This window comes from Psychrobacter sp. I-STPA6b, from assembly GCF_020662265.1.
Classification (GTDB): domain Bacteria; phylum Pseudomonadota; class Gammaproteobacteria; order Pseudomonadales; family Moraxellaceae; genus Psychrobacter.
The window spans coordinates 284,708-298,755 of sequence record NZ_VEWM01000063.1 but is presented as its reverse complement, the minus strand read 5'-3'; the positions used below and the strand labels follow the sequence as shown (position 1 = coordinate 298,755).

Annotated in this window: 13 protein-coding genes; all 13 read left to right on the top strand. The window is 39.6% G+C overall.

All coding sequences use genetic code 11. The features are described 5' to 3' along the window. Positions 1–316 precede the first annotated feature (316 nt). The 13 genes from FHK88_RS06625 (at position 317) to FHK88_RS06565 (ending at position 13,933) form a co-directional block, all read left to right on the top strand. Positions 317–850: a DUF4230 domain-containing protein gene (locus FHK88_RS06625; RefSeq protein WP_319800158.1), complete on the top strand. Its 534-nt coding sequence runs from the start codon at positions 317–319 to the stop codon at positions 848–850. Positions 851–1,290: 440 nt separating this feature from the next. Beyond that, on the top strand, positions 1,291–2,592 hold the full coding sequence (locus tag FHK88_RS06620) for a hypothetical protein (RefSeq protein WP_227429949.1): 1,302 nt from the start codon (positions 1,291–1,293) through the stop codon (positions 2,590–2,592). 92 nt (positions 2,593–2,684) lie between these two features. Next, a complete protein-coding gene (locus FHK88_RS06615; RefSeq protein ID WP_227429948.1) occupies positions 2,685–3,209 on the top strand; it encodes a GTP-binding protein in 525 nt (174 codons plus the stop codon). A 198-nt stretch (positions 3,210–3,407) separates the two neighbouring features. Continuing rightward, positions 3,408–3,860: a roadblock/LC7 domain-containing protein gene (locus FHK88_RS06610; RefSeq protein ID WP_227429947.1), complete on the top strand. Its 453-nt coding sequence runs from the start codon at positions 3,408–3,410 to the stop codon at positions 3,858–3,860. 287 nt (positions 3,861–4,147) lie between these two features. Further along, positions 4,148–4,801: a phosphoribosylanthranilate isomerase gene (locus FHK88_RS06605; RefSeq protein WP_227429946.1), complete on the top strand. Its 654-nt coding sequence runs from the start codon at positions 4,148–4,150 to the stop codon at positions 4,799–4,801. 147 nt (positions 4,802–4,948) lie between these two features. Next, positions 4,949–5,698 carry an SDR family oxidoreductase gene (locus FHK88_RS06600; protein WP_264480628.1) on the top strand — a complete coding sequence of 250 codons (750 nt, stop codon included), beginning with the start codon at positions 4,949–4,951 and terminating at the stop codon, positions 5,696–5,698. 48 nt (positions 5,699–5,746) lie between these two features. Then, the gene (trpB, locus tag FHK88_RS06595; protein ID WP_227429944.1) at positions 5,747–6,991 is read left to right on the top strand and encodes a tryptophan synthase subunit beta; all 1,245 of its coding nucleotides are present in this window, start codon (positions 5,747–5,749) and stop codon (positions 6,989–6,991) included. 16 nt (positions 6,992–7,007) lie between these two features. Beyond that, on the top strand, positions 7,008–7,556 hold the full coding sequence (locus tag FHK88_RS06590; protein ID WP_227429943.1) for an NADAR family protein: 549 nt from the start codon (positions 7,008–7,010) through the stop codon (positions 7,554–7,556). Positions 7,557–7,780: 224 nt separating this feature from the next. Next, positions 7,781–8,602 carry a tryptophan synthase subunit alpha gene (gene trpA / locus FHK88_RS06585; RefSeq protein ID WP_227429942.1) on the top strand — a complete coding sequence of 274 codons (822 nt, stop codon included), beginning with the start codon at positions 7,781–7,783 and terminating at the stop codon, positions 8,600–8,602. 159 nt (positions 8,603–8,761) lie between these two features. Next, entirely contained in the window at positions 8,762–9,706 is a 945-nt protein-coding gene (gene accD / locus FHK88_RS06580; RefSeq protein WP_227429941.1) for an acetyl-CoA carboxylase, carboxyltransferase subunit beta, read from the top strand. A gap of 47 nt (positions 9,707–9,753) precedes the next feature. Next, the gene (locus FHK88_RS06575) at positions 9,754–11,124 is read left to right on the top strand and encodes a bifunctional folylpolyglutamate synthase/dihydrofolate synthase (protein ID WP_227429940.1); all 1,371 of its coding nucleotides are present in this window, start codon (positions 9,754–9,756) and stop codon (positions 11,122–11,124) included. Positions 11,125–11,874: 750 nt separating this feature from the next. After that, positions 11,875–13,269 carry an SPOR and LysM peptidoglycan-binding domain-containing protein gene (locus tag FHK88_RS06570; protein WP_227429939.1) on the top strand — a complete coding sequence of 465 codons (1,395 nt, stop codon included), beginning with the start codon at positions 11,875–11,877 and terminating at the stop codon, positions 13,267–13,269. Positions 13,270–13,402: 133 nt separating this feature from the next. Beyond that, positions 13,403–13,933: a DUF2726 domain-containing protein gene (locus FHK88_RS06565; RefSeq protein WP_227429938.1), complete on the top strand. Its 531-nt coding sequence runs from the start codon at positions 13,403–13,405 to the stop codon at positions 13,931–13,933. Positions 13,934–14,048: the final 115 nt, after the last annotated feature.

Below are 14,048 nucleotides of genomic sequence, written 5' to 3'. Positions count from 1 at the left end.
AAACAACAAAAATATATGATTAGACAAAACAACTCTATATTAATCTACCTATGTTAGGTAAAGTAGTCAGAAGACGCAATGGTTTTTTTCTATTGAATATCCAATACACTTAACTTCATTAGTAAAATATCACTATATATTCATTAATGGTTAAAAAATTGTTAGAATTATGATAAATTCAATACAGAGTCCACCATCCTCTACAAAAAAAGCTCCAAAAAGAGCAGTCTCATTTAAACTGTGGCTGCTATTACTACTATTGGTAATATTGGTATTGTTATCTATATTTTTTAGTACACGCTCAAATGATGAGGCGGTGGAAACAATTACGCGAGATGGCGTGATTACCCAGATACAGTCTTTAAATCGTTTACAGACCATTGCTTTTAGTGTGGATACAATTATTACCAGCCAACGACAAGGTAACTGGTATAGGCTTTGGCAAGATGAGCAAAAAGGGTTGTTTGTAGCACATGGACGAGTGATTGCTGGTGTCGATTTAAACAAGCTAACAGCAGAGCAGGTTCAGGTTTCTGAAACTGATAATGGCACACAGATTGAGATTACCATTCCAAAAGCTGAAGTTTTTTCTGTCTATTTAGATGATATAGAAGTATATGATTTGGATACAGGATTATTTGGTCTGGTAAAAGCTGATCCAGATATTTTCCGTCAAGCACAAATATCAGGTAAACAGCAAGTGTTAAAAACGGCTTGCGAAGGTCATATGATGACAATGGCACTGGATAATGCGCAAAAACAAATTCAAAGCTTATTTAGCTTAACTGGTGCAACAGTGATAGTACATAATCAAGGAGTTGGTAATTGTAGTATTGTTAGTCAAAGTTAATCAAAATCATAGTTTATAATAAGCTATAAAGAATAAGACATAACGATAGTTTGGATTTTTTAGAAAAATATTGACCTTAAATGTACTAAAGGTGAAAACAGTATCATAGTAGGTATGGCAAGATGCTGGTTAATCCTTTACACTTATGTGCAAATAATTTATATGAGTGAACAACTGTTATTTATAGTAGAAAAATATTTGTCATCACACATTTCATTTTTTATTAAATATTAGCTGTTTCTTATAATAATCAGCAAGCAAGTCATGCTAGCATAATTGAGTCGGCAATAATGACATGATAATTAATTCATGATATGAACATATAAACAAAAAAGCTCAAACTTTTAGAGTGCAAAAAAATAATTAGTACCAATGTTCCATATACTATCAATGTCAATTTGCTTATATTTATCTATTTATTAAGTGGTTGGAAGGGTGTAATGAGTATATCTAATTCTGTTGCAAGCAGAGATGTCAAACAAGTTATGCGTACCGCACTGGTTGGCTTACAACCTGCTGATCAGGTAATGCTAAAAGGGTATTTACGAGTATTACTACGTTTAGAGGCAGATTTAGAGTGGGTACCAGCAACTCATCCGAATGTTGACTTATTTATCATTAATGATGAGTTTCGAACAGCACCCAGCATTACTAAGCTGTTGGAAACTCGAGCAGATAAGACAGTGCTGTATGTGCGTCGTAGTGAGCATAATGAAGGCATGCTATCTGGCGACTTACTCCTCTTGCCACTCAAGCAACTACGAGAATTTCATGAATGGTTGTTATTGCACTTACCCTTCTTAAATAGTGGTGCAAAACATCGTAAAGTGATTCCCGAAGAAACAGAAGTCAAACCACAGTCAGCTACTCAAACCCAAAATACCCCTGAAAATAAGCCTTTACCAACCGTTCAATCTACCAGTGAACCAAAACCATCTGCACTAAATGGTGGGAAATTAAAAATTACCAATTTGATCGACTTTGTAGAAAAGGTACAATCTCGAGATCAAGGTATTTATGATTTGCATACGAGCAAAGGTAGAGTAGCGTTGGTTGATTTAATGCATCAACGTATATGGCCTGTTGGGAATGATGTGGTTGTTGATGGATTATGGCAATTACAGCTGACAACTGAAACAAGCATGCCAGATATCACAGAAAGTCAAGACTTGTTCCAGTGGATATGGGAGCAAGTATGGCACACACCCGATGAGATGTTATCTATCGTTGCTGATAATCAACAATATCAATTGCGTTACTGGCCAAAGCCTCGTTTGAATAGTGGTCGCAGTGAGTTATTAAGATTATTTACCGCACTGGAGAGCAAGCCTTCAACAATACAAGAGGTTGCAAAAAAAGCAGGAACATCCGTAAATGCTGCAAAAAAAGCAGTTGCTGGATTGATGTTATCGGGTGGATTGCAGCCTGATAGCTATGAGCAAATTAAAAATGGAACATCGATTCAAAGTAATGATACCTCTGTATCATCTTCTAGTGATAATGCCAAAACAGCATCTGTCCAGCCTAAATTATCACCATTAGAACAAATGCTAGCGCGTCGTGCAGCTGGTGAAAAAAGAGAGTTGTCTTCTACTATAGACTTATCAGTAGCGAATAAGAAACCTGAGCCAATCTTAGATGAATCGGTTTCAGATGAACCAGTCACTGAGGAAGTCGCCCAGTCTGCTAAGACAGAAAAATTAGGATTCTTGGCAAGACTGCGTCGTAAGCTGGGTTTGTAGTGAAGCAAGATTTATAGTTATGGATTGACTTTTTTCATTTAGCTATTCATGCTAGTAAGCAAATAAATTATAAATATAGGTGAGTTTAATACATGCAACGTTTAAAAATAGTCTTTAGTGGCCCAATGGGTGCAGGAAAAACTCAAGCGATTGCCAGTTTATCGGATATTCCAGTGGTATCTACTGAAGCGATAAATACAGATTTAGATGCACATACCAAGGCACTGACGACAGTTGGTATGGATTATGGTGAATTAACACTAGAAGATGGTACTGGTATTGGTCTGTATGGTACACCAGGTCAGGAACGCTTTAACTTCATTTGGCCAATTTTAGTACAGGGTGCTTTAGGTGTGGTCGTTTTGATTGACCACTCTGCAAAAGACCCTGTCGCGGATTTAGGTCATTATCTAGATACGTTCAGTGGGATGTATAATGGACGTATTGTGATTGGGGTTAGTCAGATTGATAAAAGTCCTGAGCGTGATGTGGCAATATATAGAGACTTTTTGACAGAACGGAAATTAAACTTGCCATTATTTCCTGTAGATATGCGTGAGAAAGATGATGTTCTATTACTTGTTGAAAGTATTATTGCATCATTGGAACAAGAGTAGCCATATCATTCTTATATTTTTTATAATACCGTGATTAATTGGCAGCACCATAATTAATAAAGTCATAAAAAACGAATTCATAATTTTAAGGGCATCAGTATTCTAATTGATGCCTACGTTTTCGAGGCATTATTACAGCAATATCTATAGCATTATTTAACATTATCTTTTGACATATAAGAAACGGAATGAGTAGTTATGAACAATAAGTTGTTTCAATCTGATAGTAAGAGAATAAAGCCTGCACCTGAATTTATAACATCTTCAAAAGAGACCTTATATAATCTGGTGCATTCTACCAGTGGTATTGATGGGGTTCTACTAGCAACTACTGATGGTTTTGAAGTTAGTTCAATTTTTCAAAAAAACTATGATGGTGGTAAACTATCGGCAGTTGGTAGTTCTATTTTAGCACTGGTACAAGCTTTGACAAATGAAGCACAGTTGACTGGGTGTCGCTCAGTGATTTTGGATGCTGAAGATGGTAAGATTATGATCAGTGCTGTGCCGAATGAAAATCAGCCAATGATTGTTATTGTTGTGACCAAACAGCAAGTATTATTAGGTCAGATTATGCATGGTATGAATAAGGCAATTCATAGTTTAATTGCTTTAGATAAACAGTATCATACTAAGCAAAACACCATATAAGATGATGTGTTGAATCAACTATTTAGTACCTAAGACTATCTAAGTGTAGTTGTATGGTCATATGATAAAAGTCGCCAATACCTTACTGGGTACTGGCGTTTTTTATTGCTATCTGGTTAGGTATTCCTGCTGGTAGAACGGTGTCTTTTTGCAGACACTCTGTTTTTCAGGCGGTTGATAAGTCTTACCGTATAGAAAGTATGCTAGGATAAATAAAAAGGCATGGGTTAATGTTATATACTATGTGGCTTATAGGTATTTATTTTTTATCATAAAAGTTGGTTACTATGATACAGGTAAAGTTTTGTGGCTTAACCGCTAGACAAGACATTAAGAAGGCAGTCAGCCTAGGAGTCGATGCCATTGGTTTGGTGTTTTATCCACCCAGTCCACGAGCTGTCAGTATTGAGCAAGCAGTTGAGCTGGTGAATAACATTCCTGCATTTGTGACAGTGGTGGCATTGGTTGTTAATATGTCCGCCGATGAATTACAAAATCTAGCACAGCAAGTCGCCTTTGATGTGATTCAGTTTCATGGTGATGAGAGTGCTAAGGATTGCCAAGAATTAGCTAAATTAGTTAATAAACGCTGGATAAAAGCATTAAGAATTAATGCTCAAAAAGATAGCGTAGACTCTATTTTGCAACAAATTACAGAATTTGCACAAGCAGGTGCAAGTAGTATTCTACTTGATGCGTATCATAAAAATGCTTATGGTGGTATGGGTGAGCGTTTCGATTGGTCATTGATACCTAATAATAGTCCATTGCCGATTATCTTGGCAGGAGGATTAACCCCTGAAAATGTTGGGCAAACACTGGACTTGCCAATTATCGCTGTTGATGTGAGTGGTGGGATTGAAGCCAGCAAAGGTATTAAAGATGCTGAAAAAATGCAGGCATTTATACAGGCTGTCAGTAGCCAGCAAGATAGCCCCTAGTATGCTAGTCATCATTATTAATACAGTGTTTTGCAGACAATAGATATATCATGTTTTTTGATGGGTTAATTCATCAAAATGGGATGATATTAGTGAGAGTATGAATATATTTGTGGAATATAAACAATAAAATAGTGGAGTATGGTTATGAAAATATTGGTAACAGGTGCAACAGCAGGTTTTGGAGAGGCAATCGCCCGTTTATTGGTGGCAAAGGGACATCAAGTGATTGGCACAGGTCGTCGTCAGGAAAAGCTACAGAAGCTACAAAATGAGTTGGGCGATAGCTTTATACCTTTATGTTTTGATATCAGTTCCCGTCAGCAAGTACAAGATGCACTGGCAAGCCTACCAGAATCGCTGAGTCAAATTGATGTATTGGTGAATAATGCAGGGCTGGCATTAGGACTTGAGCCAGCTTATGAAGCAAATCTAGATGACTGGCAACAGATGATTGATACCAACGTCATGGGATTATGTACCATGACCAATTTGATATTGCCATCTATGGTTCAACGAAACTCAGGTTTGATTATTAATATTGGTTCAATTGCTGGTACATACCCTTATCCAGGTGGCAATGTATATGGTGCGACCAAGGCATTTGTAAAACAGTTTAGTTTAAATCTACGGGCTGATTTAAAAGGAACTCGGGTTCGGGTTTCTAATGTTGAACCAGGGTTGTGTGGAGATACTGAGTTCTCTAATGTGCGTTTTAAAGGTGATGATGAAAAGGCAAGCAAGCTGTATGAAAATGTCGACTTTGTGACACCTGATGATATTGCAAATATTGTATTATGGCTTTGTGAACAGCCAAGCCATGTCAATATTAATTCAATAGAGGTGATGCCAGTTGCACAGTCATTTGCACCATTACATGTTAGCCGTGATATATAAGCCGTAAAATTTAACTTTGTGATAAATATTAATTAATGGGATAGTGATATGAGTAGCCAGAATTTTAGTAATGATAGTGATAATAAAAAAATTGAGGATTTTAACCAATATCCTGACCAAGCAGGACATTTTGGCATTCATGGTGGACGCTTTGTCTCTGAAACTTTGATGGCAGCCATTGAGCAATTGGAAACGTTATACACCAAAGTAAAAGCCGACCCAGAATTTTGGCAACAGTATCATGAGGATTTGATTAATTATGTGGGTCGTCCCACACCTTTATATCATGCCAAGCGATTGAGTGATGAGATTGGTGGTGCGCAGATTTATTTTAAACGTGAGGATTTAAACCATACTGGCGCACATAAGGTTAATAATACCATTGGTCAAGCATTGCTCGCTAAGATGTCAGGTAAACAGCGCATCATCGCCGAAACAGGGGCAGGGCAACATGGCGTAGCGACAGCGACCATCGCCGCTCGTTTGGGGCTAGAGTGTGTGGTGTATATGGGGGCGGACGATGTCGAACGGCAAAAAATGAATGTCTATCGTATGCGTCTGCTTGGAGCGACGGTCGTTCCGGTCACCTCTGGTTCACGTACCCTCAAAGATGCGATGAATGAAGCAATGCGAGATTGGGTAACCAATGTAGATAGCACGTATTATGTCATCGGTACGGTAGCAGGGCCGCACCCATATCCGCTATTGGTGCGAGATTTTCAAGCGATTATTGGTAAAGAGGCACGCATTCAGCACTTAGAAAAAACGGGTAGATTACCTGATGCCTTAGTAGCGTGTGTTGGTGGTGGCTCAAATGCGATTGGGCTGTTTTTCGACTTTTTAAATGACAGTGAAGTGGCGTTATATGGTGTTGAGGCGACAGGTGATGGTATTGAAACAGGTCGCCATTCTGCGCCATTGGCAGCAGGTCGGGTAGGGGTATTGCATGGCAATCGTACCTATTTGATGGCAGATGATGATGGACAAATTTTGGAAACTCATTCGATTTCTGCAGGTTTGGATTATCCCGGTGTTGGCCCTGAGCATAGCTTTTTAAAAGATGTTAAACGGGTACAATATGTTGGCTGTACCGATGATGAGGCGATGTGGGGCTTTAAAGAGGCGACTTTAAAAGAGGGTATTATTCCTGCTTTAGAGTCCTCTCACGCACTGGCATATGGGCTAAAACTGGCAAAAACCATGAGTCCAGAGCAATCCATCATTATTAATATGTCAGGGCGTGGTGATAAAGATTTGCATACAGTGATGAAATACGATGGGATAGAGTTGTAAAGTACAGGTAGCTGTAATGTATGATTTAGATTGGCTTATCCAGCAATATCAAAGTAAACAGAAGTTAAAATATGTCTATTTTTGGGGACATAGCAAACGTGCTGATGGTCAATTAACCCATAGCTGTTTTAGCCAATGGTGGACAGCCCCATTTGTGGTTGATGGCATTACTTACCCAACTGCTGAACACTATATGATGGCTCAAAAAGCCAAACTTTTTGCCGATGAGGACAGCTTTGCCAAAATTATTGCCAGTTCTCACCCCAAGCAAGCCAAAGATTTAGGCAGAAAAGTGCTGGGATTTGATGAAAAAGTATGGAATAAACACCGTTTTGATATTGTGGTGGCAGGTAATTTGGCAAAATTTGCACAACATCAAGAATTGCAAAATTACTTGCTGGGTACAGGTCAACGAGTATTGGTGGAAGCCAGTCCAGTGGATAAAATCTGGGGTGTTGGCTTGGCAAAAGATGATGAACGTATCACCAATCCGTTACAATGGAAAGGATTAAATCTATTGGGTTTTGCATTGATGGAAGTACGGGATAGGTTGCAAGGTCAGTAAATAGCCAGTCAATGTAAATGTTAAGGGGGAGTTATGCAAACCATTACCTTAAAAGTTTAAGACCATTTAATAGATTTGGTTAAATGTTTGCCAAAAGATGGTGTTGAAATAGTTCAAGAAAAAGAGATTGAATAAGCCGTTACTTAGGGAGCTTTGCAAAACTTGTATTAACCCTTGATAGTTTTTATTAGATAAATATTTAAACTTAAAAAAGAGATGATGTTATGACCAGAATTGAAACCACATTTGCCACTCTACAAGCCAATGGCAAAAAAGCCCTGATTCCTTATGTGATGGCAGGTGACCCGAAGCCCTCAGTAACCGTTGATTTGTTGCATGATTTGGTAAAGCATGGGGCAGATATGATTGAATTGGGTTTGCCATTTTCTGACCCAATGGCAGATGGTGAAACCATTGCATTAGCAGGTGAGCGGGCATTGGCAGGTGGTACAAGTACCCGCCAAGCCATTGAGATGGTTGCTAAATTTCGTAAAAATGACCAAGACACACCTATTATTCTGATGGGTTATCTAAACCCTGTAGAAATCATTGGCTATGATAACTTTATTACGTTATGTACAGACGCTGGCGTTGATGGGTTATTAATGGTGGATTTGCCCGCTGCAGAAGCGGGTAATTTTACCAAGCAGTTGGCAGATAAACAGATAAATGAGATATTTTTATTATCACCAACAACGTTGCCCGAACGCCGTCAACAAGTGCTAAAAAGTTGTGGTGGTTATATTTATTATGTATCACTCAAAGGGGTAACAGGGTCGGCAAGTCTTGATACCAATGAGGTTGGCAAGCAGGTACAGGCGATTAAAGCGGATACAGCATTGCCAGTATGTGTGGGTTTTGGTATTCGTGATGGGGCATCAGCCAAAGCGATTGGACAGTATGCGGATGGGGTGATTGTGGGTAGTGAGTTGGTGAAAAATTTTGCTAATGTGGGCGATGATAACGGCAAAATTGAACAAGCCAAAGCCAGTTTATTGGCAAAAATGGACGAGTTGCGTTTGGCGTTGGATAGTTTAGAGCGTTAAGTTAAGGCGTTAAGTTAAGAAATAAAGGGTGCTGTATTTTGCTGATGGGGTACTTTATAATAGGTTTACAAGTGTAAACTATTTTTATCCTATAAATGTGAAAAGGTTAATTTTAACCTAGCCCAAGCTAACTTAATTTTAAATAATAAGGTAACTTTTATGTCTGCAACAGTACAAGCCCCAAAAACCAACCCAAAAGCTGGTGATGGTCAGCAAAATAACCCCCATCTAAGCCAGTCTAATCAAGCAGAAACTTGGCTGACTCGACCGATACCGACAATTAAACGCCAGACCACTGCTCCGTTATCAGCAGTGGAAACAGAGCCTTCAACCCAATGCCCACAGTGTCATTCACTTACCACCAATACGGCGTTAATTTTTAATTGTTATGTCTGTCCACATTGTGATTTTCATTTGGCAATGTCAGCTCGTGAGCGGTTGCAGTGGTTTTTTGACCAAGTGCAAGAGGAGCTTGGACAAGAGTTTGTCGCAGGTGACCCGTTGCAGTTTGTGGATAGTAAGCCATACCCCAAGCGTATGAGCGAGGCTCAAGAAAAGACAGGGGAAACGGAAGCATTGGTGGTTATGCAAGGCAGTTTGCAGGATTTGCTGTTGGTGGCGTGTGCGTTTGATTTTCGTTTTATGGGTGGCTCGATGGGGTCAGTGGTGGGTGACCGTTTTGTGCAGGCGGCGGAGCGGGCATTGGAACAGAAAATGCCGTTGGTATGTTTTGCCGCCTCTGGTGGGGCAAGAATGCAAGAAGGGTTGCTATCGTTAATGCAGATGGCTCGTACAGGGGCTGCAATTGAGCGACTGCGGTTGGCAGGTGTGCCGTATTTGGTGGTATTGACCAATCCTGTTTATGGTGGGGTAACTGCGTCATTGGCGATGCTTGGTGATATTCATTTGGCAGAACCCAAAGCAATGATTGGTTTTGCAGGCAAACGGGTCATTGAGCAGACAGTACGAGAGACGTTAGAAGAGCCGTTTCAACGGGCAGAGTTTTTGCTTGAGCATGGGGTCATTGACCAAGTGGTTCATCGTCAGCAGTTGCGAGATACGGTATATCGGTTGTTATCAAAGCTGATGTATTATGTGAATTAAGTTAGTGATAATAAGTCCATTGTGTGTTCTATTCTTTAAGGTGCTAAATGTCCATTAATCCTCCTATGCAACCAACGACAGCCAGTTCATTATCGGACTGGCTGGTTTATATGCAGCAAATCCACGTTTCAGCGATTGATATGGGCTTATCCCGAGTATTGCCTGTTGCTGAATATTTGGGCGTGGTGCAGTCAGCAAAAGATGATGCCTATGTGTTTATGGTGGCAGGCACTAATGGTAAAGGTTCAACTACTGCTACCATTGCTCAAATCTGTCAGCAGGCAGGTTATAAAACAGCACTTTATCAATCACCGCATTTGATTGATTTTAATGAGCGAGTGCGTATTAATGGACAAGCGGTGGGTGATGAAAAGCTAATCCAAGCCTTTGCAAAAGTTGAGCAAGCCCGTATTGCCTGTGAGTTGACCTTATCATTTTTTGAGATGACCACGCTGGCGGCAATGTTGATATTTGCTGAGGCAGATTGTGACGTTTGGGTGCTAGAAGTGGGCTTGGGTGGTCGTCTTGATGTGGTCAATATTATTGATGCAGATATGGCGGTGATTACCAATATTGGCATTGACCATGTGGATTGGTTGGGAAATACCCTAGAGCAAATCGGCTATGAAAAAGCAGGTGTTTTGCGAGAAAATGGCACGCTCATTTATGGGGATTTACAAATGCCAGTAACAGTGCAGCAAAAAATTGATGAACTCAATGTCACCTGTTATCAAGTAGGAAACGATTTTGCATTTTTTGATGTAGCGGATATGGCAGAACAATGGCAATACAGCAATGCCAGTGTGACTTTGCAGCTGCCTAAGCCTTCATTGTCGCTTACTAATACCACCAATGCCATCTCTGCGGTATTGGCAAGTCCATTACAGGTGAGCCAAGAGCACATTACCCAAGCCTTAGAGCAAGTACGGCTGGCAGGACGCTTTGATTATCAGAACATTGCCAATCGCCACTGGCTATTTGATGTGGCTCATAATGGTCAAGGTATGGCGTTTTTATTAGCCCAATTTATCCCATTTTGGCAGGCACATGTTAGCCAATACCCACAAGCAAAACTGCATTTAGTATTTTCTATGCTTGCTGATAAGCCCATTAGTGAGGTTATTGAACTGTTGGTCAATAGTGACTTACCGATAGCAAGCTGGCATGTGGCAGCTATTGACCACTTTCGGGCAGCCAGCCAAGCTCAATTAGCTGAAAAGCTGGCTGATGAATTATCTAAGCAATCAATGGATAATAGCCAAACGTATCACCAACCATATTATTATGATTCATTGGCTCAAGCTACTAAAGGGGTGATTGAGGCAAGTGCTAGTGAAGATATGATTTTGGTTTGTGGGTCATTTCATACCATTGCAGAAGTGATGGTGTCTTTATCAGAGTCAATCTCTGGTTTATAGATATTCATATTTCATCAGATGTTTAAGGCATCATTTTATCTATAGATGGACTAATACATACTAGGTTGTGTTAAATATTCATCTGCTTAGGAAAAGTTTAGATACTGATGTTAACAAGCAGTGACTTATTCAAGGCAATGAATGTAGGTAGTTTTTGTTCATAAAAACAGGGATATTACCAAATTCATTAACACAGAATAGAAGTAAAGCAAATTTAGCCAACTTTTACATAAAAGTCAAAAGTAGCTGTATCCCTTGTAAACACAAGCCTAGTAGGGTGAAGGTTTAGCAGACCTTATTATTATCTTGATTCAGAGGTTGTTTTTTGAGTGCAAATAAAATTTTAGTAAAACCTATATTTTATAAAAGTGAAATATTAAAATAAAAAGGATTGAAAGAGAAAGGCAGACAGGCAGGACAGTTTCATCTATAATCAGAGTGTATCTGTATACTCTTGATTATTTTAGAGATTGTACTATAGATATCATCAGGATAATTTGGTTTATTTGATGCTAGTTAATGTAATAAACGGCCATGCTATGGTTGATTCATAATGCTCTTATAAGAAAACCAAGTGGAAGATGTATATCCAATACTGCGAGCAAAGATGACACAGTAATAGTTTGATATTAAATCAGCTATTGTGGCTATAATGACAGCATTATATTGTATACTGTTGTTTAGTTTGACTGTAGTCATCTTATGAATAGACTATATCTTTAGGAATGAAAATAATAAAGGTACATGCTCATGAATTTGTCACGACAAACACTATTGGGGTTAGGTGTTTTTTTAGGGGGTAGCTTAATGCTCTTTGCTATGGTACAGCAGATTGAGCGGAGTCCATCGGTAACTGATACAGCACAATCCAATGCCATAGAAGTCGCAACAGATTCAGAAAATAAAGATGGCTCTTCTGCTCTAACTGCTGATATTGAAACTGAGCAGCGTATTTTGGCGCAAAAACAAAAAGAAAGAGCTGCCCGTGTGGCCGAGCAAGAGCGTCGAGCTCAGGCGTTTTTAGAAGAGCAAGCCCATGCAGAAGAGCTGGCACTCAAAAAAGCACGATTAGAAAGTGAGCAATATCGCAATAATACTCTTGAACCAATCCAGACAGAAGAAGCTGCCGAGTCTAGTACAGCACGTAGTCAAGTACAGGTTGTCACACCTGTGGTACAGCCACGTCAAGCTCCTATTGTTACTAGGCAGCCCGAAGAAACTGTACAGCATAATACACGTGCATCATCTGCCGATCAGGCAAACAGCCGACAAGCAGATGAGAAGCAACCAACTAACCGTAATACAAATCGAACGAGTGAAACAAACACAGAACAACCAGCAAAAACGTCGCCACAGCGTCCAGAAGAATATAGAGTACGCCGTGGTGATGGATTGATTAAAATTGCACGGCAATATAATATGCCTGTAGAAGTGCTAGCGAGTGCAAATAATTTGTCTACAAATACGGAGTTACGACTGGGGCAGACGCTGAAAATACCATCTGCTCAACAGGTACAGCGATTGCAACGAGTAGCTCAAAACACAGCAACTGATAATAAAAATGATAGATCTAACACAAATACTGCATCACCACAGTCTAAGCCTGAGCAGGCAGAGCAACAACGGACAACTACAGCCCCTACTAGAGCATTAGATTATAAAGTACAACGTGGTGATGGGCTGATTAAACTGTCAAGAGAATATAATGTTCCTGTTGATGCTTTGGCACAAGCAAATGGTTTATCTACCTCTGCTAACTTACGTGTGGGACAGACATTAACCATTCCTTCACGTGCGCAAGTGACTCGTTTGCAAAGAGAAGCCGCTCAAGCGCAAAGGCGAGCCGAAGCAGCACAAACAGCAGAGCAACGTTTAGCCGTTGCCCGCCGTGCTGCAGCACAAGGAGAAGCAAGAGGTAAGTTTGGTGTGCAAGTTGCATTGGCAGATAATCAAGCGAAAGCTGATGAGGTTGCGCAGAAGATGAAAGCAGCGGGCTACTCTGTGACCACCAGTGCAACCAGCCGAGGAGTTCGGGTCATTGTTGGTCCTGAAACAGGAAAGCCAGCCGCACTAGCACTCAAAGATAAAATTAATGCAGACCCAAATACTGGTGTACATAATGCGTGGGTATTGTACTGGCGTTAATAAATGTTTTAAAAAATCATGAATATCATTCAAAAGACACGTCATTGGTTGGCGTGTCTTTTTTTATAAAGGTTGTATCTGGATGATTCATCAGAGATAATTCCTTTTTTTGCTAGTATGATAAGGAGTTGCTTTGTCATTGACCTTTTTATTTATGGCAGTAGGGTTGATATTTTTAGGGTTGTTAGTTTTTTCACGTTCAGCAAAAAAACAAACAAAGCCAGCCCCAGTTCGTGGTGATGAACTACCTATTTGGCCATTTGACCCAATGCCAATAATGACAGATAGTGAAGTAATATTTTTTAAAAAGCTTCAGCAAGCCATTCCAGAGTGTCATATTTTTAGTCAGGTACAACTTTCACGAATTATTGAGCCAAATGAGGATGTTGGTAGAGACCGTCAGTTTTGGTTTAATCGCATTTGCCGTCAAAGTGTGGATTATGTATTGGTTGCCTCTGATGCACAAACTACCTTACTTGCTATAGAGTTAGATGATTGGACACATGAAAGTAAATCTCGGCAAAAAGCAGATGCTAAAAAAGATAAAGCACTTGCCAGTGCTGGTATACCAATTTTACGATTTCATGCTGAGAGAATGCCAAACGTAGAAATATTGCGTCAACAGATATTAGAAGTGATTGATGAGTATTCACCATCTGTTTAGTAGGATTATTGTAGCTTTTATCAGAAGTATTATAAAGCTAGTTCAAATCTGAATTGAGGTTGTGTTACTATCTAGATAAAATTTAGGTGTTGATATTATGAGTAACAATTCTATA

Coding starts and splice junctions, on each gene's coding strand:
- FHK88_RS06620 (WP_227429949.1), top strand. CDS start 1,291: ATGAGTATATCTAATTCTGTTGCAAGCAGAGATGTCAAACAAGTTATG.
- FHK88_RS06615 (WP_227429948.1), top strand. CDS start 2,685: ATGCAACGTTTAAAAATAGTCTTTAGTGGCCCAATGGGTGCAGGAAAA.
- FHK88_RS06610 (WP_227429947.1), top strand. CDS start 3,408: ATGAACAATAAGTTGTTTCAATCTGATAGTAAGAGAATAAAGCCTGCA.
- FHK88_RS06605 (WP_227429946.1), top strand. CDS start 4,148: ATGATACAGGTAAAGTTTTGTGGCTTAACCGCTAGACAAGACATTAAG.
- FHK88_RS06600 (WP_264480628.1), top strand. CDS start 4,949: ATGAAAATATTGGTAACAGGTGCAACAGCAGGTTTTGGAGAGGCAATC.
- trpB (WP_227429944.1), top strand. CDS start 5,747: ATGAGTAGCCAGAATTTTAGTAATGATAGTGATAATAAAAAAATTGAG.
- FHK88_RS06590 (WP_227429943.1), top strand. CDS start 7,008: ATGTATGATTTAGATTGGCTTATCCAGCAATATCAAAGTAAACAGAAG.
- trpA (WP_227429942.1), top strand. CDS start 7,781: ATGACCAGAATTGAAACCACATTTGCCACTCTACAAGCCAATGGCAAA.
- accD (WP_227429941.1), top strand. CDS start 8,762: ATGTCTGCAACAGTACAAGCCCCAAAAACCAACCCAAAAGCTGGTGAT.
- FHK88_RS06575 (WP_227429940.1), top strand. CDS start 9,754: ATGTCCATTAATCCTCCTATGCAACCAACGACAGCCAGTTCATTATCG.
- FHK88_RS06570 (WP_227429939.1), top strand. CDS start 11,875: ATGAATTTGTCACGACAAACACTATTGGGGTTAGGTGTTTTTTTAGGG.